The sequence below is a fragment of the Winogradskyella endarachnes genome (genome assembly GCF_009741275.1).
Taxonomy (GTDB): Bacteria; Bacteroidota; Bacteroidia; order Flavobacteriales; family Flavobacteriaceae; genus Winogradskyella; species Winogradskyella endarachnes.
In genome coordinates this window covers 770,914-794,754 of record NZ_WOWS01000002.1, presented here as the reverse complement: position 1 = coordinate 794,754, position 23,841 = coordinate 770,914, and the positions used below count along the sequence as shown (strand labels likewise).

The 23,841-nt window shown below is 31.0% G+C and carries 20 protein-coding genes; 11 read left to right on the top strand and 9 right to left on the bottom strand.

Annotated features, from left to right (window positions below):
• Positions 1-37: 37 nt before the first annotated feature.
• The 3 genes from GN138_RS08220 to GN138_RS08210 all read right to left on the bottom strand — a co-directional run bounded on the left by GN138_RS08220 (position 38) and on the right by GN138_RS08210 (position 1,493).
• A complete protein-coding gene (locus GN138_RS08220) occupies positions 38-598 on the bottom strand; it encodes a type 1 glutamine amidotransferase domain-containing protein (RefSeq protein ID WP_157363309.1) in 561 nt (186 codons plus the stop codon).
• A 74-nt stretch (positions 599-672) separates the two neighbouring features.
• Entirely contained in the window at positions 673-1,329 is a 657-nt protein-coding gene (locus tag GN138_RS08215) for an SDR family oxidoreductase (protein WP_157363308.1), read from the bottom strand.
• 8 nt (positions 1,330-1,337) lie between these two features.
• Entirely contained in the window at positions 1,338-1,493 is a 156-nt protein-coding gene (locus tag GN138_RS08210) for a YqaE/Pmp3 family membrane protein (RefSeq protein ID WP_157363307.1), read from the bottom strand.
• Positions 1,494-1,702: 209 nt separating this feature from the next.
• Here GN138_RS08210 and GN138_RS08205 point away from each other — a divergent pair, with 209 nt between their 5' ends.
• Positions 1,703-2,590, top strand: coding sequence for a hypothetical protein (locus GN138_RS08205; RefSeq protein ID WP_157363306.1), 888 nt, complete (start codon positions 1,703-1,705; stop codon positions 2,588-2,590).
• A 103-nt stretch (positions 2,591-2,693) separates the two neighbouring features.
• Here GN138_RS08205 and GN138_RS08200 read toward each other — a convergent pair whose 3' ends face one another.
• Entirely contained in the window at positions 2,694-3,575 is an 882-nt protein-coding gene (locus GN138_RS08200; RefSeq protein WP_157363305.1) for an NAD(P)-dependent oxidoreductase, read from the bottom strand.
• A 412-nt stretch (positions 3,576-3,987) separates the two neighbouring features.
• Between GN138_RS08200 and GN138_RS08195 the strand changes: the two genes are divergently transcribed.
• Together GN138_RS08195 and GN138_RS08190 are read left to right on the top strand one after the other, a co-directional pair.
• Positions 3,988-5,025, top strand: a complete 1,038-nt coding sequence (locus GN138_RS08195; protein ID WP_157363304.1) for a YHYH protein — start codon at positions 3,988-3,990, stop codon at positions 5,023-5,025.
• Between the two features lie 71 nt (positions 5,026-5,096).
• On the top strand, positions 5,097-5,747 hold the full coding sequence (locus tag GN138_RS08190) for a hypothetical protein (RefSeq protein WP_157363303.1): 651 nt from the start codon (positions 5,097-5,099) through the stop codon (positions 5,745-5,747).
• Positions 5,748-5,788: 41 nt separating this feature from the next.
• On the opposite strand, the gene GN138_RS08185 is transcribed toward GN138_RS08190, so the two are convergent.
• The 3 genes from GN138_RS08185 to GN138_RS08175 form a co-directional block, all read right to left on the bottom strand.
• Entirely contained in the window at positions 5,789-7,030 is a 1,242-nt protein-coding gene (locus tag GN138_RS08185; protein WP_157363302.1) for a peroxiredoxin family protein, read from the bottom strand.
• 101 nt (positions 7,031-7,131) lie between these two features.
• Positions 7,132-7,695 (bottom strand): hypothetical protein, encoded by a 564-nt coding sequence (locus GN138_RS08180; RefSeq protein ID WP_157363301.1) that lies wholly within the window; start codon positions 7,693-7,695, stop codon positions 7,132-7,134.
• A 14-nt stretch (positions 7,696-7,709) separates the two neighbouring features.
• Positions 7,710-7,937 carry a hypothetical protein gene (locus GN138_RS08175; RefSeq protein ID WP_157363300.1) on the bottom strand — a complete coding sequence of 76 codons (228 nt, stop codon included), beginning with the start codon at positions 7,935-7,937 and terminating at the stop codon, positions 7,710-7,712.
• Between the two features lie 164 nt (positions 7,938-8,101).
• On the opposite strand from GN138_RS08175, the gene pheT reads away from it, so the two are divergent.
• The 8 genes from pheT (at position 8,102) to ribB (ending at position 18,748) form a co-directional block, all read left to right on the top strand.
• The gene (gene pheT, locus GN138_RS08170) at positions 8,102-10,528 is read left to right on the top strand and encodes a phenylalanine--tRNA ligase subunit beta (protein WP_157363299.1); all 2,427 of its coding nucleotides are present in this window, start codon (positions 8,102-8,104) and stop codon (positions 10,526-10,528) included.
• Positions 10,529-10,687: 159 nt separating this feature from the next.
• On the top strand, positions 10,688-11,188 hold the full coding sequence (tpx, locus tag GN138_RS08165; RefSeq protein WP_157363298.1) for a thiol peroxidase: 501 nt from the start codon (positions 10,688-10,690) through the stop codon (positions 11,186-11,188).
• Between the two features lie 5 nt (positions 11,189-11,193).
• Positions 11,194-11,562 carry a diacylglycerol kinase family protein gene (locus GN138_RS08160; RefSeq protein WP_157363297.1) on the top strand — a complete coding sequence of 123 codons (369 nt, stop codon included), beginning with the start codon at positions 11,194-11,196 and terminating at the stop codon, positions 11,560-11,562.
• A gap of 79 nt (positions 11,563-11,641) precedes the next feature.
• Positions 11,642-12,415 carry a M15 family metallopeptidase gene (locus GN138_RS08155; protein WP_157363296.1) on the top strand — a complete coding sequence of 258 codons (774 nt, stop codon included), beginning with the start codon at positions 11,642-11,644 and terminating at the stop codon, positions 12,413-12,415.
• A 30-nt stretch (positions 12,416-12,445) separates the two neighbouring features.
• Positions 12,446-14,896 carry an FtsK/SpoIIIE family DNA translocase gene (locus tag GN138_RS08150; RefSeq protein ID WP_157363295.1) on the top strand — a complete coding sequence of 817 codons (2,451 nt, stop codon included), beginning with the start codon at positions 12,446-12,448 and terminating at the stop codon, positions 14,894-14,896.
• A gap of 23 nt (positions 14,897-14,919) precedes the next feature.
• Positions 14,920-15,561 carry a LolA family protein gene (locus GN138_RS08145; protein WP_157363294.1) on the top strand — a complete coding sequence of 214 codons (642 nt, stop codon included), beginning with the start codon at positions 14,920-14,922 and terminating at the stop codon, positions 15,559-15,561.
• Positions 15,562-15,579: 18 nt separating this feature from the next.
• A complete protein-coding gene (locus tag GN138_RS08140) occupies positions 15,580-17,568 on the top strand; it encodes an LptF/LptG family permease (RefSeq protein WP_317162718.1) in 1,989 nt (662 codons plus the stop codon).
• Between the two features lie 31 nt (positions 17,569-17,599).
• Entirely contained in the window at positions 17,600-18,748 is a 1,149-nt protein-coding gene (gene ribB / locus GN138_RS08135) for a 3,4-dihydroxy-2-butanone-4-phosphate synthase (protein WP_157363292.1), read from the top strand.
• Between the two features lie 63 nt (positions 18,749-18,811).
• Here ribB and GN138_RS08130 read toward each other — a convergent pair whose 3' ends face one another.
• Together GN138_RS08130 and GN138_RS08125 are read right to left on the bottom strand one after the other, a co-directional pair.
• Positions 18,812-22,573: a transglutaminase domain-containing protein gene (locus GN138_RS08130; RefSeq protein WP_157363291.1), complete on the bottom strand. Its 3,762-nt coding sequence runs from the start codon at positions 22,571-22,573 to the stop codon at positions 18,812-18,814.
• Positions 22,574-22,587: 14 nt separating this feature from the next.
• On the bottom strand, positions 22,588-23,781 hold the full coding sequence (locus GN138_RS08125) for a DegT/DnrJ/EryC1/StrS family aminotransferase (protein ID WP_157363290.1): 1,194 nt from the start codon (positions 23,779-23,781) through the stop codon (positions 22,588-22,590).
• Positions 23,782-23,841 lie beyond the last annotated feature (60 nt).

Sequence of the window (23,841 nt, the reverse complement as noted above, 5' to 3'; positions counted from 1 at the left end):
TATCTCCTTTACTTTCTTTCTCAAAGCTATTTTTATATTAGGCAACTTGCGCCTCGTGTTTACCTTCATAAACCTCTTCTACTAATTTCGCATTAAATGCTGGTAAATCTTCTGGTGAACGACTGGTTACTAACCCAGAATCGACCACAACTTCTTCATCTACCCAATTGGCACCTGCATTAATTAAATCGGTTTTAATAGAATCATAAGAGGTTACTTTTCTATCTTTAATTACACCAGCTTCCGCTAACAACCAAGGCGCATGGCAAATGGCTGCTACTGGTTTGTGATTTTCAAAAAATGATTTCACAAAATTTACAGCATCTTTGTTTTTCCTCAAAATATCAGGATTTATTTGTCCTCCTGGTAACATTAAGGCATTATAATCATTTTGACTTACTTCATTTAAAGTCTTGTCTACTTTATAAGAGTTACTCCAATTTCCATCAGCCCAACCTTTAATTTCTCCAGATTCTAAGGATACAATATCCACGTTTGCACCTGCGTTTTCCAAAGCCTTTTTAGGCTCTCTTAATTCGCTTTCTTCAAATCCGTTTGTTGCTAAAATTGCTACTGTTTTTTTATTTAAATTTTCCATTTCTGTATATGTGTTTTAATTTGTGTTTAACTTTTATTCTTTCTGTAATAATTTTTTAAGACTATAGGCAAACCCTAATTTACACTCATATTTAACTCATTCATTTGTATTGTATTTATAGCTTCACCTATTAAGGTTTCGCCTTGTAAAATTTCAAAAATTGTATTGTTTGGCGCATCATCATGCAAAACTCTTACAAGTGTTTGGGCTACATCTGCCCTACTAATTTCGCCTTGTTCGTTTAATTTTTCGCTCAATTTAATTTTTCCTTGTCCTTCAGAATTATTTAAAGTTCCTGGTCTTACAATGGTATAGTTTAATTCACTATTTCTTAAATGTTCGTCTGCATTTTGCTTGGCTTTCATGTAATCTACCATACCTTCAATAGCTTCTGGATTATCAGCACCCATAGAGCTTAACATTACAAACTTTTTAACGTCCGCCATTTTTGAAACATCTATTAATCGTTTTGCACCTTCCTGATCGACTTCAACTACATTTTCCCCTCCAGAACCTGCCGCAAATATCACTTTATCAATATTTTTAATTGCTTTTGTTAAATCTTTAGTTAGGTCTGCTAATACAGTCTCTACACCATCAACTTTAAATTGTTCTAACTGTTCTTCTTTTCTAACCATAGCAATAGGATTAAAGTATTGCGACGCTTTTAAAAGATTTACTATTTTTTTTCCTGTAGTACCATTGGCACCTGCTATTAATATATTTTCCATGTTTCTATTTATTTACTATTAACATAAAATGCATAAATAACTCCAGGTAACCATCCAATTAATGTTAATAGAATACTTATTAGAAATTCTGTACCTACTCCATGCTTTAAAAAAACTGCTAAAGGTGGTAAAAGAATACTGAGAATAATTGTTAATAATGACATCTTATGTATTTTATTGGTTCATTACAAAATTACATAGAAGAGAAGCTTCTGTTTAGCGCAAATGATTATGATATTGATGCAAATACTAAATTGGGAAAACTTTAAGAATCTTAGCAACTAAGCTAAAATTCCCATATAGCACTTAATTTTAGTTTCTAATTTTCAACTAAAAACCTAACTTCGCTTGTTTATAGACAGAACATTGAAACATGCCACATATCTTAAAAAATAACGCTATTGAAATGCATATAGATTTACCACACGAAGGCTATAATGCATCTCGTTTTGATTATTCAGGAAAAATATCCTCTTTTAAATTTAAAAACATTGTAATTTCAGCTTTAGAAAATCCTAAAAGCAAAAGTAAAAGGAGTTTAGGTCAAGGTTTTTATAATGAATTTGGTATAAATACTGCTCTTGGATTTAAAGATGCTAAAATTGGTGGTTGGTTTCATAAGATTGGCGTTGGCTTATTAAAAAAGACAGAAGACACGTATAATTTTCTGCATAAATTTGAAATTAAACCCGCTGAGTTCACTGTAAAAACGGATAATAACAAGATTACTATAAACTGTAAATCTGAATCTATAAATGGTTACGCTTATGTTTTATCTAAGGAAATAGAATTACAAGAGGAAGGTTTTACCATAAATTACAAACTAAAAAACACAGGCAAAAAACTCATTATTACAGATGAATATGTTCATAATTTTATAGCAATAAATAATGAACCGATAAATGATAATTACGAATTGAATTTTCCGTTTGCCTTAAAACCAGAATTATTTGAAGAAACCGTAAACCCTGAATACAAAGTAATTATTAGCAAAGACCAATTAAAATTTACAGACCAAATTGAAAAAGAATTCTTTTTCAGTAACCTAAGCGGAAGTAGTTATGAAAAAGCTGGTTGGGAATTAAGCAACCGTAAAAACAACATTAAAATTAGTGAAACTGGAGACTTTAAAACGAATAAAGTAAATGTTTGGGGATTACCACATGTTATTAGTCCAGAACTGTTTATTGATATAACTATAAATCCTGGTATGTTAAAACAATGGTCTAGATACTACAACATAGTTAATACTACGTTATAAAATAAATCATCTTATTAAACAGACAACATAATACTAGAACTAGGTTTTAATACACCAGGACTATACTTTTGAAGTTTATCTTTGGAATGAAATCAACCTCAATTTATTTCTTCAATTTTGTAAAATAATCAAAAATTTCAGGAACATTACCACTTCCCATACCTGCATCTAATGCAGCTTGAAGGTTTCCAGAAGTTGCTTTTGCGATATCTGAAACTGAACCTAAATCATCAATCATTTGTACAAAGTATCCTAAATCTTTATTAGCATTAGCAATAGAGAATCCTAAATCACTAACATTATCTACTGCGTAGTTTTTAGTAAACTTCATAAACGGTGAGTTTGATGGTCCTGCAGACATAATATCATATAATTGTTGCCCATCTACACCTGCTAATTTAGCAGCAGCAAACGCTTGAGACATGGCCACAACTGTAGTCATACCCATAAAGTTATTAATTAACTTTGTTGTATGTCCAGCACCAAGTTTACCTAAGTAAAATACATTTTCACCTTGCTCATCTAATACTGGTTTTACCTTATTAAATGTAGCTTTATCACCAGCTGCCATTATATTAAGTAATCCATCTTTAGCATGTGCAGGTGTACGTCCTAAAGGTGCATCTATCATACCAACACCTTTTTCAGCCAAGTCTTTACCAATTTTAATAGTAGAGGCCGGAATTGAAGTACCAAAATCTATTAATACCGAACCTTCCTTTATACCAGCCAACACGCCGTTTTCGCCGTAAACTATTTTTTCTACAACAGCAGATGTTGTAAGACAAAACATTACGATATCACTATTTTCAGCCAATTCTTTTGGAGAACTTGCTTCAGTTGCATTACCACGAGCAATAACTTTTGCAACTTCGTCTTTATTAAGGTCCATTACTGTTAATTCGTAGCCTCTTTTTTGTAGATTTTCAACCATATTTCCTCCCATGAGGCCAAGTCCTATAAATCCAATCTTAGGTTTTTCCATTTTTTAAATTAATTAGTTAAAACAAAGATAAATATCTATCTGCGTTTATAAAAGTATTTAGCACAACTCTAACATGGTTTTTAATTGATTAAATTTTATTGAATCAAAAACATGTATACAGTTTTAAAAATAATCATCCTGCTAGGTTAAGTTAATAGAATGTGATTTTTGACTTATCAAAATTATTCTGTAAAATGATGATTCACAAAAGATTTAATTTTTTAAAATTTTAATCGTTACTTTTTCTAAAAAACATCAAGTTCTTTTAGTCTTCGATAGTGCCATTTAAAATAGAATCTTCATAATTAAAAGTACAAATAATATTAACCAAGAAAATCACTTAAATAAAAAATATTGAAATTGAACACAAGAAAATCTTAAAAAAATAGTCTAAATATAAAAACATACTAAAATGATAAAAAGATCTTACATTACATTAGCAATTATCTCCATTGGCTTATTTGCCTGTAATAATGATGATTCAAATGACAATGATGGCGGTGACTCATCGTCTGAAGAAAGCACTATAGTATTAAATACCAGTTTGTTTTCTGAATATTCTAGAACCAGTGACTTTGAATTGGTAGATTGCACTCTGTCTGATGGTACTGTAACACAATGCTACAAAGTTGTTTATGAAAACATAAGAGAAACCGTAACTGTAATATGCCCAGAAAACGAAGGCGAAGTTGGCGGATTAGGTGTTTATAATGGTGTTGATGGCATTACTAATCCTGGATTACGTGCCTTAGATAATGACTTATGGGCTGATTTCGCAACTGATGGTTATGACATTATTAATGATGACGGAACAATAAACATTCAAATACCTGCTGGCGGACCAGGATCTGGCTTCATAGAAGCAGGATCAGGAATTAGTGGTTCTTGTTTAGATGCTGAGTTAGATGAGTCCTATTTAATAACGTATTACATTCCTGCTTATCCGGTAAAAACAACAATACAAACAACTACAAATTCTTTAGATTATTGGGGTATTTCTCTTGATGGTTTTCCGTTTGCAGAACAACCACCATCATCTGCTAGTCAAGTTGGTGTTGCTATACCTGGTTTAGATGGTTGTGGTGGCCATCCACAACCTGATGGGCCATATCATTACCACCTAATCCCTCAGGTAATTGATGATTTATTAGAAGATCAAGGCATCACCAATGTAAATTGTAGTTATATAGATCAATCTAGTAATACTATACTAGGTTACGCAAGAGATGGTTTCCCAATGTATGGTACTGAAGATTATGATGGGTCTACACCGGATGATTTAGATGATTGTAATGGACATACACACGAAACTGATGAATTTCCTGACGGTATTTATCATTATCATATTACTAACATTATAGATAGCAATAGCGATACTGGCTATACAAATATATTACCTTGTACATATGGTGCTAACGTTGCTAGTGAAAACTTTTCTAGTGTCCAATAAATACATTAAAAATTTAAAAAGTAGTTAATGAGTGTTATTATTGACTACTTTTTAATATAAAAATATATTTTATGAAATTTAATAATAGTCTTTTATTTGGTTTCCTTTTTTTATTTCAAAGTGTTGCTTTTGCTCATAATCCGCAACAATCTAGCTTTAAACTATTCCTTACTGAAAATAATAATATTTTAGAGATAAGTTTATCACAATACGGAATAGAACAAGCATTTTTAAAAAAATATCCTGAATTAGACTTAAGCTCTATTGAACCGAATAAATTTAAAGAATTATTAATTAAATATTTAAAAGAAAATATCCTAATATTTGCAAATGACCAACAATTAAATTTTGGTGCTGGAATAATAAAATTAGGAAGTCACCAAACAGATTTAAAATTTCGAATAAATAACCTTAAGGATACTCCAAGGGAAATAAAGGTAAAAGCAATTTGCTTTCAAGAAAATGAAAAGCAAAACAACTTTTTCACCATAGCCTATAAAGGCTTAAATGCTCGAGCAAAACTATACAATAAAAATAATTTTAAGGCTAAATTTATAATTAACGAATCAAATATTGAAGTTTTAGATATCATAGAAAAACAAAAAAATACTACTCCATATTGGGTTTTGGCAATAGTATTTGCGGTAATACTTTCTGTTATTTTAATATTTAGAAAGACATCTAAATTTAACAAAAAAGAATCTTTAGAACAGAACGAATAATTATCGTCACTGAATATAATTAACTTCTAGAAAAAGTCTCATTAATCAAAAATCCTCTGCTCCAACAACAAATCATCAACAAACCCTTCAAACTCTTCTTTAAACTCCACATACTTTTCACCCGTTGCTGGTCCATTAAAACCTGTATGTATTTTTCTTACTTTTCCTTTTTTGTCGATAAAGATAGATGTTGGATAAGATAACACATGGTTGAGCATTGGTAGTTTTTCTTGCGCTTTAGCTTTGTCTGAAGTTCCGTATTGTGCTAAAAGAATTGGATAATTAATATCTATTTTACTTTGCAAACGGTCTATTCTGCTAAATGCCGCTTCTTTGGTTTTAGCATACTCAAAAGCTAATGCCACAAACTCTATGTCTTTATCTTTATTGTTTTTATAAAACTCTGCATAGTATTTACTTTCATCTAAACAGTTTGGGCACCAAGTTCCCATAATCTGAACAACCACAACTTTATTTTTAAAGCGGTCATCTTTTAAAGACACCAACTCATCTGATGTATTCGGAAACGCAAAATCTAAAGCATCATAACCGTCCTTTAAAAAGGTTAAGTCGTTAGAGTTTGGCAATTCAAAATTCTTGTTACGTTTTGCAATAAATGGCTCTTTCCAATGATTACCAGAATAAAATAAACCCTCCATTGTAGAGTCTGTAACCTTCGCTGTAAACAAAAACGCATGTGCGCCATCAAAAGTAGAAAGCTTCATTTGGTCGCCATCCATTACACCTTCAAGATATCTGTAATCACCTGTAGTGGTTCTAAAAGTTCCGGTTACTTTTTTGCCTTCTTGTTTAAAAATACCTTTAGCAATATATTCATCATCAACAATTCCTATACTAAAAACAGTTTCCCAAATACCTGATACATTTTGAGACGGTTTTTCTGAAACATTAAAGCGCGTAGCATTATCAAATTCAGCAGAAAATGGCACTACTCTATTTAAACTTTCCTTTATAAAATTTCCATTTAAATTATCGCCATCTAATTTAGCAGCAACATAACCTTCAAACACAGGAAAGTTAATAAAAACAGAATCATTGTTATAAGTTATTTCGTCTACGTCTATAACTTCTTCAGCATTAAAAACTTTTAATTCAGATGCTGATGTAACTTCAAAATTAAAAGGTAATTTTTCATTGTCTTGCAATTCTAAAATAGCTCTATAACTTCCAATTTTAAGTTGTGGTTCTATAGTTTGTTGTTTTGTTTCTTCTTTACAAGCACAAAGAATTAATAAAATAAGGCAAGCAATAACGTTACGCATAGAAATAGACTTTTAATTAAGTTCGAAATAACAACAATTTGCTTACAAATAAAAAAAAGGCGCTAATAAATTAGCACCTTTTGTTATAAGTATTAATTCTTTTAATTTTCTAAAACACTAGTCCTATTTTTTACCTTTTCTTTGGCAGCGTTTATAGAAGCTTTGTACTTGTTAAGTCTTTCTTCTGCTTTTACAATTTTAGCTTCCTTATCTTTTATTTGATCTGCAGATAATTTCCCCTCATCTTTTAACTTTTGCAAACGCACTTTAGCTGCGCTAATTTTATCTTGAAATGAATTGAATTTTTCTTCCTTTTGCACAAGAAAATCAGACCTCTTTTGAAGTTTTTCTTTTGCCTCAGCAACTTTAGCTTTACCTTTTGCACTGGCCTCTAACGCTACTGCAGACTTCTTAACATCACCTTTGTTAGTATTTATTTTTTCCTTTTTGTCTTTCAATTCTTTTTTAGCTTTCTCAGATTTATCAGACAGCTCCTTTTTTACCTTTTCTTTTTTATCTTTTATGTCCTTAGTGGCTTTCTTAGATTTTTTTTCAATCTTTTCTTTTGTTTCCTTTATTTTTTCTGGTTTTCCTTGCGCCTGCACTGAAATGCTGCTAAAAGCAACAAAAATCACTACTATTAAAATGTTGAGTATTTTTTTCATAATTATCTTCTTTATTAAATGTTGTCTAAATCACTTAAAGCGTCTTCTAACTCTTTTTCAGTTTCGTTAATATATTCTTCTGCTTCATCTAAATCGTCTTCAACTGCCTCTGTAGCGATAACCGTTTCATCTACCACCTCAGTTTTATCTTCTGTTATTCCTTTTTCCTCTTCCTTGGTTTCTCTGCAAGAATAAGATAGCAATATGCTTAAAACAATTAAGCCTTTTAATAATGATTTCATATAAATTTATTTTAAAGATTATACAATTCTGTCCTTATACATATGACACTAATTTACTATTAAGTCACAAATTATGATTTTAAAAGAAATAACTTAATATACCTGCTAACTTATTTTTTTTGCCATAAGTATTTTTATCTTTGTAAATTGACTAAAATGATATTATGAAGATTTCATACAACTGGCTTAAACAGTTTATAAAAACCGATTGGGACGCTGAAAAAACCGGCGATTTACTAACCGACTTAGGTTTAGAAATAGAAGGTATAGATACTTACGAATCTGTAAAAGGTGGCTTAAAAGGCATCGTTGTTGGCGAAGTTTTAACTTGTGTACAACACCCAAATGCAGACCGTTTAAAAGTAACCACGGTTAATATTGGCACAGAAGCGCCTGTGCAAATTGTATGTGGCGCACCTAATGTTGCTGCCGGACAAAAAGTACCTGTGGCTACTATTGGCACCACTCTTTATACTGCCGAAGGTGAAGCCTGGAAAATTAAAAAAGGAAAAATTAGAGGCGAAGAAAGCCACGGAATGATTTGTGCTGAAGACGAGCTTGGTCTAGGTGAATCTCATGACGGCATTATGGTTTTAGATGCTGATCTAAGTGTTGGTACATTAGCTTCTGACTTATTTAAAGTTGAAAACGACCAAGTTTTTGAAATCGGACTTACACCAAACCGAGCTGATGCCATGAGTCATTATGGTGTAGCAAGAGACTTAAAAGCTGGCTTATTGCAAAAAGATGTTTCTTTAGAATTAATTACACCTTCAGTGAGTTCTTTTCACGTAGACGCTAGGTCCTTAAAAATAGATGTTGATGTTAAGGATATTGAAAAAGCACCTCGTTATTGTGGTATTACACTATCTGGATTAAAAGTAGAGGCATCGCCCACTTGGTTACAACATCGTTTAAAATCTATTGGTTTAGCACCAATTAATAATGTTGTGGATGCCACTAATTATGTATTGCATGAATTAGGGCAACCATTACATGCCTTTGATGCAGACAAAATTGCAGGCAATAAAATTGAAGTGAAAACCTGTGAAGCTGGCACAAAATTCACCACTTTAGATGGTGTTGAGCGCCAATTACATGAGGATGATTTAATGATTTGCGATGCAGAAAAACCAATGTGTATAGCTGGTGTTTTTGGTGGTATTGACTCTGGTGTTACGGAGCATACCACACGTATTTTTTTAGAAAGTGCATATTTTAATCCGGTAAGTGTTCGTAAAACAGCAAAACGCCACGCATTAAATACAGATGCCTCTTTTAGATTTGAAAGAGGTATTGACCCTAATCTTACGGAATATGCTTTAAAACGTGCTGCTTTACTTATTACTGAAATTGCAGGAGGTGAAATTACAAGTGAAATTGTTGATGCCTACCCAAAGAAAATTAAAGATTTTGAAGTTAGATTAAGTTTTGAAAATGCTAAAAAGTTGATTGGTGAAGAAATTCCTAAAGAAACAATTAAAAGCATACTTACCTCATTAGATATTAAAGTAAATAATGTTACAGAAGCTGGCTTAGGACTTACAGTACCTCCTTACAGAAACGATGTACAGCGAGAAGCTGATATTATTGAAGAAATATTAAGAGTTTATGGCTACAATAATATAATTACAACCACTAAGTTAAATGCATCGATTTCTAACTCTTCTCGTTTTGAAGATTATAAATTACAAAATATCATTGGTAATCAATTAGCATCTCAAGGCTTTTACGAGATTATGTCTAATTCTTTAACATCGCCAAAATATATAGAGTTAAGTGAAGATTTAAATGATGCGCATAACGTAAAAATGCTAAATCCTTTAAGTAACGATTTAGAAGTTATGCGTCAGTCCTTATTGTTTTCTGGTTTAGAAGCGGTTGCTCATAACATCAATAGAAAACGTGATGATTTAAAGTTATTTGAATTTGGAAAAACATACCATCAATACACAGAAGCTAGAGAAGAACATAAACATTTATCGGTTTTTGTAACAGGAAATAAATCTGAAGAACGTTGGAATTCCGCAGCAAATCCGAGTGATTTCTTTTATGTAAAAGGAACGGTTGAAGCGGTTTTACACAGACTAGGTTTAACCAAATTAAAGTCGGCACCAATAAAATCTGATATCTTTAGTGAAGGTATGAGCTTATCTGTTGGAAAGAAAAAAATGGTTGACTTTGGGTTGGTTAAAAAATCGGTTTTAAAACACTTTGGTATTTCTCAGAATGTATTGTTTGCTGATTTTAATTGGGACAATGTAATAGACATGGCTAAACACAACAAAATTAAGTATAGTGCTATTTCTAAATACCCAGAAGTTAGACGTGATTTTGCTTTACTATTAGACAACAAAGTTACTTTTGAAGAGATAAACACTATTGCTAAACAAACCGAAAGACAATTACTTAAAAGTGTGAATCTTTTTGATGTATACGAAGGCAAAAACTTACCAGCTGGTAAAAAGAGTTATGCCGTGAGTTTTATTCTGCAAGATGAAAACAAAACGCTAAACGATAAGCAGATAGACAAAATAATGTCTAAACTACAATCTAACTTTGAGACCAAGCTTGGTGCAGAATTAAGATAAATTATATTATATATTATAAAAAAACCTCAAGTTTCAGGGCTTGAGGTTTTTTGTTAATGTATATTAACCATAAGATAAATACCTATTGAAATATTATCGTTTATTTAATATTATTACATTTAAAAGTTCTTATTTTTAACATTCTAAAATCAAAAACATATGGCTAATATAACTTTAGGAGGAAATCCTATAGAAACTACAGGTAGTTTACCATCAGTTGGTAGTAAATCTCCAGATTTTAAATTAACTGCAACAGACTTATCTACCAAATCTATGTCAGATTTTGAAGGCAATAGATTAGTGTTAAATATTTTTCCTAGTGTAGATACAGGTACATGTGCTCAATCTGTAAGAACATTTAACGAAAAAGCTAGCGAATTACCAGAGACTAAAGTATTATGTATTTCTAAAGATTTACCATTTGCATTAGCGCGGTTTTGTGGCGCAGAAGGTTTAGATAACGTAGAAAGTCTTTCAGATTTTAAAACAGGAAGCTTTGGTGATGATTACGGTTTAACTTTTAAAACTGGCCCATTAACACCATTATTATCTAGATGTATTGTTGTTGTAGATAAGGATGGTACAGTATTACATACAGAGCAAGTTGCTGAAATTGCAGACGAACCAAATTACGAAGCTGCTTTAGAGGTACTTAAATAATTTGAATGCAAAAAAAAGAAACGTTTTTAGTTAATAGACTAAAAAGTGTAGGCTTTGCTTTTAAAGGCATGCTCATTCTTATTAGAACAGAAGCTAGTATAAAGGTACAATTATTTATTACAATTGTAATGACTTGTGCTGGCTTCTATTTTGATATTTCTAAAAGCGAATGGATGGCTCAATTCATTATGATTGGTATTGTAATGAGCATGGAAGGCATGAATACTGCTGTAGAATATATTGCAGATTTTATTCACCCAGAATACCATAAAAAAATAGGCCTAATAAAAGATGTAGCAGCCGGAGCCGTTTTTATTGCTTCAATTATAGCTATTATCATTGCCGGAATTATTTATCTACCTAAGTTCCTATAAATACCAAAAGCACTAGAATTAACGTTTCATATTTGTATTTTTGCGTCATTGCAATTCATCAATACTTTTAAACTCATCAATGAAATTATTACTTGCTACATTTTTTATGCTTTGCCTGGTGGTAAGTTGTAACACAAAACCAAATAAAGTTGTTGTAGCAGAAGTTGCAACAAGTAGTAACGACAGCCTTCAAACTAAAGAAAAATCAAAACTCAATATTAATAAATCTTTAGTCTTAGGAAAATTTAATTATAAAACAGATTCTACATTTATTAAAGTTAGCACAGACCATTCTGCAAAAACGTTATATCTCAATAAAGACGTATATGCTGCTTTTTTAGACATGTACAAAGCCGCAAAAAAAGACCAAATAGATTTAGTAATTTTATCTGGAACACGAAATTTTAAGGAGCAAAAGGCTATTTGGGAACGCAAATGGAAAAAGTATAACAATCTAAAACCATTGGATAGAGCACAGAAAATATTAGAATATAGTTCTATGCCAAGTACATCTCGTCATCATTGGGGAACAGATTTAGACCTAAATAATTTAACTAATTCGTATTTTAGCACAGCAAAAGGAAAAGCTATTTACCGTTGGTTAAATGAAAATGCTAATGATTACGGATTTTATCAGGTTTATACCACTAAAGATAACGGCAGAACTGGTTATAATCTAGAAAAATGGCATTGGTCTTATTTACCTTTAGCCAGCAAATATTTAGAATTTTATAATTCTAATATAACACTAGATGATATAATTGATTTTGATGGTGCTGAATTAGCAAAAGACCTTAATGTAATAGAAAACTATGTTAATGGTATTTCTAAAAAAGCAACAGCATATAAATAAAATAGATTCCTATTTTCGCAGGAAGTAAGTATGGCAAAAAAAACAACTAAAAAGAAAACCACAACCAAAGCAAAACCTAAGGCAAAAGTAACGCCTAAGGTAAAAAAGCCTGCTTTTAAACTAACGAGTCAGCACAAACTTGTGCTTGGTAGTTTATTAATAATTATTGGTCTTCTTCTTTTTATTTCCTTTTTATCTTTTGTCTTTACGGGTAAGGAAGACCAAAGTGTATTACACAGTTTTCCAGAACGCTCCACAGAATATAAAAATTGGGCAAGTCAGCTTGGTGCTTGGGTTAGTGAATTTTTTATCACTAAAGGATTTGGATTACCTTCATTTATTTTTTCTGGCTTAATATTTCTTTCTGGCGTGTATATCGCTTTAGATTTAAACAAAGTAAAACTCAGAAAACACTGGGTTTGGGGAACACTCATTGTTATTTGGTTATCAATTCTATTCGGATTTTTTACACATAAATACGATTTGCTTGGTGGCACAATAGGTTTTGAAATGAATACCTATTTTCAAGATTATATTGGTAAAATTGGCACTATACTTCTTCTTGTTTTTGGACTTATTACGTATTTAGCAATAAGATTTAAAGTCACAGGAGAAAGCATTGTTAAGCTCTTTAAAAGTGCCAAAAGTTCAATTAAAGAAGATTTAAAAGCTGAAGACAACGAAAAAACACCAGTTGTTAATATTGATAATAATTTAACAGAAGAAGCTGAAGCTATAAAATCTGCTTTTGAGATTCCTTTAGAACAATCAGAACCTACCATTAGCAAACATTCTAAACCAAAACTAGAACCAGAAATGTCCATTGAGCCTGAAACAAAGCTTACTATGGAAGTTACTGAGAAACCTATAGAAGAAACGATTGACGTACCAGAATTAAAGATTGAAGTTGAAGCTGTAGAAGAAGAAAAATCTGAAACCGACAACTTAGCTGACAAGTTAGTTGAAGATTTTGGGCAATTTGACCCAACTTTAGAATTAGGAAAATATCAATTTCCTACGATAGACTTATTAAAGAAATACGATAACGAAGGGATTTCTATTGACCAAGAAGAATTAGAGGAAAACAAAAACCGTATTGTAGAAACCTTAAATAACTACAAAATAGGTATTTCTAGCATTAAAGCAACCATTGGGCCAACGGTTACATTATACGAAATTGTACCAGAAGCTGGTATTAGAATTTCAAAAATTAAAAACCTAGAGGATGATATAGCATTATCACTTTCTGCTTTAGGCATAAGAATTATTGCGCCCATACCTGGCAAAGGTACTATTGGTATTGAAGTACCTAATAAAAAATCAACAATAGTATCAATGCGTTCAGTTATTGCGTCGCAAAAATTTCAAAAATCAGAGATGCAATTACCAATTGCTTTTGGTAAAACTATTAGTAATGAAACCTTTGTTGTTGATTTAGCTAAAATGCCTCACATGCTAATGGCAGGTGCAACTGGTCAAGGTAAATCGGTAGGTCTAAATGCTGTACTAACGTCTCTATTATACAAAAAGCATCCTGCAGAGGTAAAATTTGTGTTGGTAGACCCAAAAAAGGTAGAACTTACCCTTTTTAATAAAATTGAACGACATTATTTAGCAAAACTACCAGATAGTGAAGATGCCATTATTACCGATAATACCAAGGTAATAAACACTTTAAATTCACTTTGTATTGAAATGGATAACCGTTACGAAATGCTTAAAAATGCATTTTGTAGAAACATATCAGAATACAACGCTAAATTTAAAGCTAGAAAGTTAAACCCAAACGATGGTCATGCTTTTTTACCATACATTGTTTTGGTTGTTGATGAATTTGCAGATTTAATAATGACAGCCGGTAAAGAAGTAGAAACACCTATTGCACGTTTAGCGCAATTGGCTCGTGCTATTGGTATACATTTAATTGTAGCAACGCAGCGACCATCTGTTAACGTAATAACTGGTATTATTAAAGCCAATTTCCCAGCACGTATAGCCTTTAGAGTAACCAGTAAAATAGATTCTAGAACTATTTTAGATGGACCTGGAGCTGATCAACTAATTGGTAGAGGAGATATGCTTTACACCCAAGGTAACGATTTAGTCCGTATACAATGTGCCTTTGTAGATACACCAGAGGTTGAAAAAATTACCGAATTTATTGGCTCTCAAAAAGCCTATCCGGATGCTCACCTATTACCAGAATATGTTGGTGAGGAAGGTGGCACAAATCTTGATATAGATATTTCAGACAGAGATAAATTATTTAGAGAAGCTGCAGAATTAATTGTTACCGCTCAACAAGGTTCGGCATCTTTATTGCAAAGAAAATTAAAATTAGGTTACAATAGAGCTGGTAGAATTATAGACCAATTAGAAGCTGCTGGTATTGTTGGTAATTTTGAAGGTAGTAAAGCGAGACAAGTTTTAGTGCCAGATTTAGTTGCCCTTGACCAATTATTAGAAAACGAAAAAAATTAATAAGATTATTTATATTTAATACGATGAAAAAATTATTTGTAATAGCATTTTTAACATTAGGATTTACGGCATTTGCACAAAGTGATGCCAAAGCAGAAACGTTACTTAAGGAAGTAAGTACAAAAATTAAATCTTATAATAATATTAGCCTAAGTTTTAAATACGAGCTAAATAACGTAAGTGAAAATATTAGCCAAGAAACACGAGGAGATGTTGTAATGCAAGGTGAAAAGTACAAATTAAATATTTTAGGAATTACACGTATATTCGATGGTAAAACATTGTATACCATTAGTCCGGAAGACGAAGAGGTAACAATATCGTCTGATAACACAGAAGATGAAAGTACAATAACGCCAAGTAAAATGTTATCGTTTTATGAAGATGGTTACATATTTAAAATGGACATTGTTCAAACTCTAAAAGGAAGAAAAATTCAATATATAAAATTGAGCCCTATTGATACCAACTCTGAAATAAAACACGTGTTATTAGGTATTGATGCCACTACAAAGCACATTTATAACTTAATTGAAGTAGGTAAAAACGGAACCAAAACAACATTAACTGTTAATTCTTTTAAAACCGACCAACCTATTTCAAAAACCTTATTTACTTTTGACCAAAGTAAATACAGCGATTATTACATCAATAAATTAGATTAAGTTCAAAATCATTTCTTTGTGAAAATATTAGATAGGTACATACTTATCACATTCTTAAGGACGTTTTTTAGCGTCTTTATTATATTCATGTTCATCTTTATTCTACAAGGTGTTTGGCTATATATTGCTGAACTCGCTGGTAAGGATTTAGATGTTACGGTAACTGCAAAATTTATTTTGTATTACATGCCTAGACTTATTCCGTTAGTTGTTCCGTTAACCATTTTATTATCGTCCATTATGGTTTTTGGAAACTTTGCTGAAAATTATGAGTTCGCAGCCATGAAATCTACTGGTATCTCATTACAGCGCGCTATGCGTAGCTTAAGTGTTTTTATTATTGGCTTAGGTATTGCAACTTTCTTTTTTTCTAATAATGTTATTCCGTGGGGAGAATACAATTTCTATAACCTAAGAAGAAACATTGCCAAAGTAAAACCTGCTTTAGCTATAGCGGAAGGTCAATTTAACGAAATAGGTAATATTAATATTAAAGTTGATAAAAAATCTGGTGATAGAGGACAATTTTTAGAAGGTGTTATAATCCATAAAGAAAGTGACAAACGAAAATCTGGAAACTACATTGTTATTGCTGCCGAAAAAGGTGAATTAATAAGTAGTACAGACTCTAACATTTTGCAATTAGAATTAATTAACGGTAATTATTATGAAGAAATAATAAGTAGTAAACGCTCTAATAATGTAAACAAACCACACATAAGAAGTTATTTTGATAGCTATATTATTAATGTAGATTTAGAATTGCTCAATGCTGACGATTTAGATGAAAAAAATCACTCTGACAGATACAACATGTTAGATGTTAGCCAGCTAAACTATACTATAGATAGTTTAAAAACCAAACAGAAAAATAGTTACAATACCTTAGCCAATACTCTCTATAATAGAAGTTCTTATGATGCATTAAATTTAAATATAGATACTACTAAAACAGATTCTTTATATACCGGAAAAGACGTTTTAACAATTTTTAATACCAACCAAAAAATACAAATCTTAAACTTAGCTTTAAATTCTGCTAACAGTACAAGACAAATATTAGACTCTAATAAAAAGTCGTTTACAGATAAACAAATTAGATTAAATAAACACGTCATTGCATTACATGAAAAATTTGTATTAGCTTTTGCATGTGTAGTACTCTTTTTTGTGGGAGCTCCGTTAGGCGCTTTAATAAGAAAAGGAGGTTTAGGTTTACCTATGGTAATTGCTATAGTGCTTTTCTTAACGTATCACTTTTTTGGTATTTTTGCTAAAAACAGTGCAGAAAAAGGAAGTTATAGCCCTGTAATTGGTTCTTGGTTATCAACTGCAATAATGTTTCCTTTAAGTATTTATTTAACAACTAGAGCAACAAACGACAAAGGTGTTTTTCAATTTGATGCTATCACTGTACCTTTAAAGCGATTATTTTCTACAAAGAATAGAATTCAACTTTCAGAAAGCGATACTAAAGTCTTTAATTTTTATAAAAAATATTCCATTGAAGAATTAATAAGTATTATAAAAAAGCAAGACGAATTTGATTTAGATAAAAAGCCAAAAGAGATTGCGCTGCACAGTATTTTAGATAGAAAAATTCCATTAGAAGGTTTAAGGTCTGAAGGCTTAGATGTGCCAGACAAACTTATTAAAGCTAGAGTACTTTTAAAAGATTACAAGGATTATTCTAAAACAAGTTTAATTAGTTTTGGTATTGGCGCTGTTCTATTAGTTCTATATTTTATTTTTAGAAATAATAAATTACCAGAATTAGCTGAGACCTCAATAACACTAAGTATCATAGCTTTTATATTTTTTATAATATACCTTGTTGTAGATGCTGTGGTATATTCAAAATTTTATAAAACCACAAATTTAGAAGGCAAGCGTATTAATCCATTAATACATCTTATTACGCTCCCGGTTTATCCACTTAAATATCTTGTTTTAAGAAATAAGATTACCCAAGACTTTTATTTGAGTTGTTTTCAAAACATAAAATAAGCTTACCTTTGTCCTATAACACAAACACATTATGACAACTAATACTGTAAATACTAAAACCAAATTAAATACAATTGAAGAAGCAATTGAAGACATTAGGCAAGGTAAAATAATTATTGTTGTAGATGACGAAAACCGTGAAAACGAAGGTGATTTTTTAGCTGCTGCAGAAAAGGCAACACCAGAGATGATAAACTTTATGGCTACTCATGGACGTGGTTTAATTTGTGCGCCACTTACTGAACATAGATGTGAAGACTTAGAACTTAACATGATGGTAAGAAACAATACCGACCCAATGGAAACAGCCTTTACAGTTTCGGTTGATTTAAGAGGTAATGGTGTAAGTACAGGAATTTCAGCAAGTGACAGAGCTAAAACTATACAAGCCTTAGTTAAAAAAGACACCAAACCTTTTGAACTTGCTAGACCAGGACACATATTTCCTTTAGTTGCCAAAGAAGGTGGTGTTTTAAGACGAACAGGCCATACCGAAGCTGCAATAGACTTTGCTCGTTTAGCTGGTTTTGAGGCTGCTGGTGTTATTGTAGAGATTATGAACGAAGATGGTACAATGGCACGTTTACCACAGCTTTTAAATGTAGCAAAGAAATTCGACTTAAAAATTGTTTCAATTGAAGATTTGGTGGCTTACAGAATGGAATACGATTCTTTAATTGAAAAGAAAGAAGACTTTAATATAGAAACTCGTTTTGGCAAATTTAGATTAAGAGCATATCAACAAACTACCAATGACCAAGTGCATATTGCGTTAACAAAAGGGAATTGGAAATCTGATGAATCTATATTAACAAGGGTAAACTCTACTTTAGTTAATAATGATATTTTAGGTACCTTAACTAACAATGCAGATAAAAAACTAGATGATATGTTTAGTGCTATTAATACTGAAGGAAAAGGGGCTATAATATTTATTAATCAACAACCAGAGTCGGTGAATTTATTAACACGTCTTTCAATTTTAAAGGAAAACCAAGTTGAAGGTAAATTAATAAAAGCACCAAGTTTAGGCATGGATACTAAAGATTTTGGTATTGGTGCACAGATTTTACACGATCTTAAAATTAGTAAACTAAAATTGCTATCAAACAGTCTTCAGACCAAACGTGTAGGAATGATTGGATATGGGTTAGAAATCGTTGAGTATTCTAATTATTAAACTTAAAGAAAGCCACTTTAAAAAGTGGCTTTATTCCTTTTTACATTCAGATTTAAATTCTTTTTACTTAAATCCTATATACTCTAATTCAGCATCTAAAATACCCTTTACGTATGTTTTATAAGCTATATAATCTTCTGGCATTACATCATCATATGGTGTAGTTGCTTTAATAACTACGTTTAGTTTATTTGGCTTTTCATTTTTATAAGTAATAGAATACTTATGATCTTTAAACGAAAACTGTTTACTTTCGGGTATTTCAACAAAAGTTTCCCCATCTTCAATCTCTATTATGTATTCTGTATAATAAGTATCTACTGTTTCATATTGAATGTAATTAATAGGGTATTTTCTTTCTTCTAACTGAATAATTGAGTTTTCATAAGGATGTGTTACAATTGGTAATTGTAAGATTTTTATGGATCCAATACTACTCATTTTCTTATTTAAGGTAATATCTGCATCATAGGTTATTGAAGCCAAATCATTATTTTCCTTGTAATTAGTTATTGTATTTAACGTAAAATCATCTACCAGTTTAGACGAGTAATCTTCGGTCATAGATTTTTTAATTACTTCTTGGTTAGGCTCACTAAACACTTCTTTATAATACGCTGTGTTATGACCAATAACCTCTGTTGCAATCTGAAGATTCATATGATCTTTAGATAAATCAATATTGATGTGGTTATTTACTTTAGATTTAATTCTATTAATATTATCTAAATGTATTAAATCAAAAGTTTCATTAGTTTTCTCTGCATCAAACGGAATTTCTAATGCAGTTGCACCTCTTAAACTTGTTGGCAAAGCTTTATATGGCAAATATTTACTGGTTAACTCTAAAAACTGAGGTTTACCATCTATCATTACCTTTACAATACAATGGTTAAAATCTGTACTAGGTAAAACCAAATTGTTTCTTCCGTAGTCTGAGGTTAAAACTAAAACCAAATTAGAGTTAAGATTCGCCATTTTAGCAAGTGTTACAAATAAGGTTGAAAAATCTTTGCAATCCCCTAAACTTGTATTAATAGTCTTTGCCGGTTTTTGCGGAATAAATCCACTTTGTTTAAAACTAACATAACTGTAATTAAAATTAGAAGTAATGTAATTGTAAATAATTTTTGCACGTTCATTTTCACTTAAGCCTTCATGCCCTTCTGGAAAAAGCTTTTTAAACTCAATTTCAACTTTTGAGTTAATTTCAATTCTTGTTCTTACTAAATCCGAATACCAAACCGCAATATCATTCCAACTTTTTATTGTATTAAAATGAAGGTAACCTAATTCATCTACAGAATTTGGCATGTAATCCTCTGCAAACTCTAACGTTTTAGCATTTTTTAATTCCCATTGGTACAAAACATGATCTTTCTTTTTAGTAATTTTTGGCTCTAAACTGCCATTCATGTACTTGTAATTTAATTGGCTAGAATTTGGTACTAAAATATCCATTGATGTAAATACCATTGGGTGAAAAGAATCAAACTGCATTTTATCTGAAATATCTTTATAAAAACGTCCTGTTGTAGTTACAACACCTTCGTAATCTATATAAACAACATCGCCTATGCTAATATCATTAAACACTAAATTAGAGCCACTTCTTGCTGCAGGCACAATACTACCATCTGGTTTTACCAACTCTGATTTTAAAAATTTATAAGAACCACCTAAACCTAAATTATACTCTTTAAACGACTCTATACCATTGTTTGAGGTTACTTCATAAATGTATACATATCTGTACTTAAAACCACCTTCTTCAAAAATCTCAATATTACCTTCATCTAATAAAATATTAAATCCGTAATTGTTAGTGGTAATTTTATTTCTGTTTTCTGTGATATAATCATAAGCTTCCTCTAAAACCAACTCGTTTATAAGGTTAGATTTTTTAGAAACATCATTAATTTTTTTTCTTAATCCGGAATCACCACTGTTATGCGCAAGTGCTTTTTCATAATAAACTAAAGCTTCTTCGGTTTTTCCCATTTGCTTTAAAATATCACCTCTAAGCTCCATTGTTGTAAAACTATAAGGATAATTTTTAAGCATTTTTTCGGTATAAGGCAATGCCTTATCAAACATCTGATATTCTACATACCTGTTTACAATTCTTTTTAAATACGAATTTTGATTACCTAACTCATCGTAGTGCTTATCTATTAATTTTAAAACTTTATTTTTTTCGTTTTTCTTATCATAGTAATTAATAAGTTGATTTTCTGCACTTAAACTAAACTTCTCTTTGGCAATTTCCTCTAACGCTTTTATGGTTCTATTCTGATCCTGAAATAACTGATCAAACAAAGGCGCATAACGTAATTTGAAATTGGTATTATCATAGTCTTCTGCTAATGTATTAAGATGTTCTAATGTTTTTTTAATGCCATTTAAATCTTCTTTGCGTGCAAAATATAAAAAATCGGCCGCACCTTTAATCATCTCAGAGTCAAAAGCCTTTTTTAGCTTTTCTATATACTCTTCAAATTCGTCCATTGTTAACCTCGATAGCTCATCGTATTCTGTAACTTTATTTACTATAGGAAGGTAATAATCTGGATCATCACGCTCTATATTTTCGTTTATTTCATTAGACGATGTATAGTCATTCTCTAAATTATAAGTAGTCATTAAAGCACTTCTTAACATAGAACTTTTAGGAAACTCTTTATAAAATGGCATTATAACATCTCTAGCTTCGTTATACTTTGAATTTCTTAAATAAGTACTATACAAAGCATAAGAATAAAGGAAATTATCTGGCTGTTCTGCTATTTTAGATTTAAAATAACGTTCTACATCATTTTGTTTTTCAACAGGATTTAAAGCCGAAAACGAAGATGTATTATAACTCGTTGGATTTTTTGAAATTGAAATATTTTTTAACGGTTTTTTATTTTCATCAAAAACAGCTACCATAAAATAAGAGTTAGAATTACTCTCTGCCGATTTTACTAATAATCGGTTATTGCCTTTAGGTAAATTAACAACAACCTCAAAACCATTTAAATCTGTTGAAACATCTTTTTCATATTTATAAATCTCAACATCATTTAAAAATAATTTAAAAGCAGAACCACTTCCTATTCTAATTATAACACGTTGGTCAATTGAAGAATTTATAAACGTTTGAGCATAATTAACACTAGAGCCATACTCGTTATGATTAGAATAAAACTGATAGGCCTCTTTAGTATTATTACCATTGTACCATCTTACAATACCATTGCTTTTGGCATCAAAATCTACGTCATTAGCAGATGTGGTTTCTGGCTCGTAGAATTTATCTAATCCACTTTTGTTTAAGTTTTCAAAACTTCCGCAATATTGCCACTCCTTAATTGCATTTATTTCTGCATTTAACCTATTAAAATCATCCCAATTATTATGATGCCTTTGCCTTATAGCTTCAAGATATAAGATAGCATCTTTTAGGTCTATATTTTTAATATTTAATTTAGAAACTGCATCTAAGGTTTCATAAGTATTGATATTGAATCCCTCGCTTAAATAATCATCAAAAAAGAACGATCTATTCCAAAATGCAAACAGGTAATTTTCAAAATCAGCTTTAGCTAAAAAGGGTTTTAGAAATTTATCATTTCGTTTTATTTTACCAATTTCATTTCTGTACAACTCATTTATTATAAGCCACTCAATACTTGCACTTTTATTCTTACTAATTATTTTTCCGGCTTCGGCCCTTTCATTGGCTAGCAAATGATTCCAAAATTCTGAATAGTCATTGGTTTGTGCAAAAGATTTGAATGCGAATAGACAAACGATTGCAATGCATAATAATTTTTTGTTCATAAATGATTTGAGATTTAATTGATAGCTTTTATAAGTTGAGCCATTTTACTTCCTCTAGCTCTAACTTCTTCTTCGGTCCAAGATAATTTAATTAAGCAAGAAATGTTTCGAGAAATATAAAAATCTGATTGATCAAAGGATTTTGTTTGAAGATATTCTAATCCTTCTTTAACTTCGGAAGAAATAGGGTACAATGACTTTAGGTCTTTTAAATGATTCCATTTTCTAATATAATGCCAATTATTGTGGTAATAGTTCCAGCAGGCATCTACACCATTGGTTTTAAATGCTTCTGAAACTTTTTGAGCCAATTCTAAATTTGGCATAAAGAAATTTAAAAAAGCATAACTTTCTTCTCCACCTTCTGGTACAGTTCTAAAAGTTACACCTGGCACATCTGCTATAGCATTTCTTAATATGGTAAAGTTTCTTTTCTGAATATTTATAAACTCTGGTAACCGTCTCACTTGCGCTAAGCCAACAGCAGCATGTAATTCTGATATTCTAAAATTATAACCTAAAAAAGGATGTGTTTCTGCTCCTCTATCATTACCAACATGATCATGTCCATGATCGCTAAAATGATCTGCATTAATATAATATGCTTTATTATTAGTTACTACTGCACCACCTTCTCCACAGGTTATGGTTTTTACAAAGTCGAAAGAGAAACAGCCTAAATCTGCAATGCTACCTAAGGGTTTTCCTTTGTAAGTTCCTCCAATTGCTTGGCATGCATCTTCAATGAAAACTAAATTATGATTATTACAAATTTTACTCAAAGCATCCATATTACCCATAGAGCCACACATTTGCACTATCATTACTGCTTTGGTTTTTGGTGTAATAGCAGCTTCTACAGCCTTTGGATCTAATGTTAAGGTATCATCTATATCAACTAAAACCGGAATTGCACCTAACATCATTATAGCTTCAAAACTCGCCACAAATGTAAAGGTTGGCATTATTACCTCATCTCCAGCACCAATTCCTGCAGATGCTAATGCTACAGAAACTGCAGCTGTTCCGCTAGATACTAATTGTACATGGTTAGATTCAAACGTAGTTGCAAGTTCTGCTTCTAATTCTTTTGCTTTCCAATGGCCCTTACGCATACCATCAAAACCGTAGCGCATCAACACTCCATTATCTAAAACATCGTTAACTTCATTACGTTCTAAATCACTGAACAATTCAAATCCTGGCATATTTATATTTTTATTTACAAGTAAATATATATTATTTATAATTTTTAAGGTAATAAAACA

What these genes read in the sequence shown, in the direction of transcription:
- GN138_RS08220 (WP_157363309.1), bottom strand. Translation starts at nt 598, where the DNA reads ATGGAAAATTTAAATAAAAAAACAGTAGCAATTTTAGCAACAAACGGA.
- GN138_RS08215 (WP_157363308.1), bottom strand. Translation starts at nt 1,329, where the DNA reads ATGGAAAATATATTAATAGCAGGTGCCAATGGTACTACAGGAAAAAAA.
- GN138_RS08210 (WP_157363307.1), bottom strand. Translation starts at nt 1,493, where the DNA reads ATGTCATTATTAACAATTATTCTCAGTATTCTTTTACCACCTTTAGCA.
- GN138_RS08205 (WP_157363306.1), top strand. Translation starts at nt 1,703, where the DNA reads ATGCCACATATCTTAAAAAATAACGCTATTGAAATGCATATAGATTTA.
- GN138_RS08200 (WP_157363305.1), bottom strand. Translation starts at nt 3,575, where the DNA reads ATGGAAAAACCTAAGATTGGATTTATAGGACTTGGCCTCATGGGAGGA.
- GN138_RS08195 (WP_157363304.1), top strand. Translation starts at nt 3,988, where the DNA reads ATGATAAAAAGATCTTACATTACATTAGCAATTATCTCCATTGGCTTA.
- GN138_RS08190 (WP_157363303.1), top strand. Translation starts at nt 5,097, where the DNA reads ATGAAATTTAATAATAGTCTTTTATTTGGTTTCCTTTTTTTATTTCAA.
- GN138_RS08185 (WP_157363302.1), bottom strand. Translation starts at nt 7,030, where the DNA reads ATGCGTAACGTTATTGCTTGCCTTATTTTATTAATTCTTTGTGCTTGT.
- GN138_RS08180 (WP_157363301.1), bottom strand. Translation starts at nt 7,695, where the DNA reads ATGAAAAAAATACTCAACATTTTAATAGTAGTGATTTTTGTTGCTTTT.
- GN138_RS08175 (WP_157363300.1), bottom strand. Translation starts at nt 7,937, where the DNA reads ATGAAATCATTATTAAAAGGCTTAATTGTTTTAAGCATATTGCTATCT.
- pheT (WP_157363299.1), top strand. Translation starts at nt 8,102, where the DNA reads ATGAAGATTTCATACAACTGGCTTAAACAGTTTATAAAAACCGATTGG.
- tpx (WP_157363298.1), top strand. Translation starts at nt 10,688, where the DNA reads ATGGCTAATATAACTTTAGGAGGAAATCCTATAGAAACTACAGGTAGT.
- GN138_RS08160 (WP_157363297.1), top strand. Translation starts at nt 11,194, where the DNA reads ATGCAAAAAAAAGAAACGTTTTTAGTTAATAGACTAAAAAGTGTAGGC.
- GN138_RS08155 (WP_157363296.1), top strand. Translation starts at nt 11,642, where the DNA reads ATGAAATTATTACTTGCTACATTTTTTATGCTTTGCCTGGTGGTAAGT.
- GN138_RS08150 (WP_157363295.1), top strand. Translation starts at nt 12,446, where the DNA reads ATGGCAAAAAAAACAACTAAAAAGAAAACCACAACCAAAGCAAAACCT.
- GN138_RS08145 (WP_157363294.1), top strand. Translation starts at nt 14,920, where the DNA reads ATGAAAAAATTATTTGTAATAGCATTTTTAACATTAGGATTTACGGCA.
- ribB (WP_157363292.1), top strand. Translation starts at nt 17,600, where the DNA reads ATGACAACTAATACTGTAAATACTAAAACCAAATTAAATACAATTGAA.
- GN138_RS08130 (WP_157363291.1), bottom strand. Translation starts at nt 22,573, where the DNA reads ATGAACAAAAAATTATTATGCATTGCAATCGTTTGTCTATTCGCATTC.
- GN138_RS08125 (WP_157363290.1), bottom strand. Translation starts at nt 23,781, where the DNA reads ATGCCAGGATTTGAATTGTTCAGTGATTTAGAACGTAATGAAGTTAAC.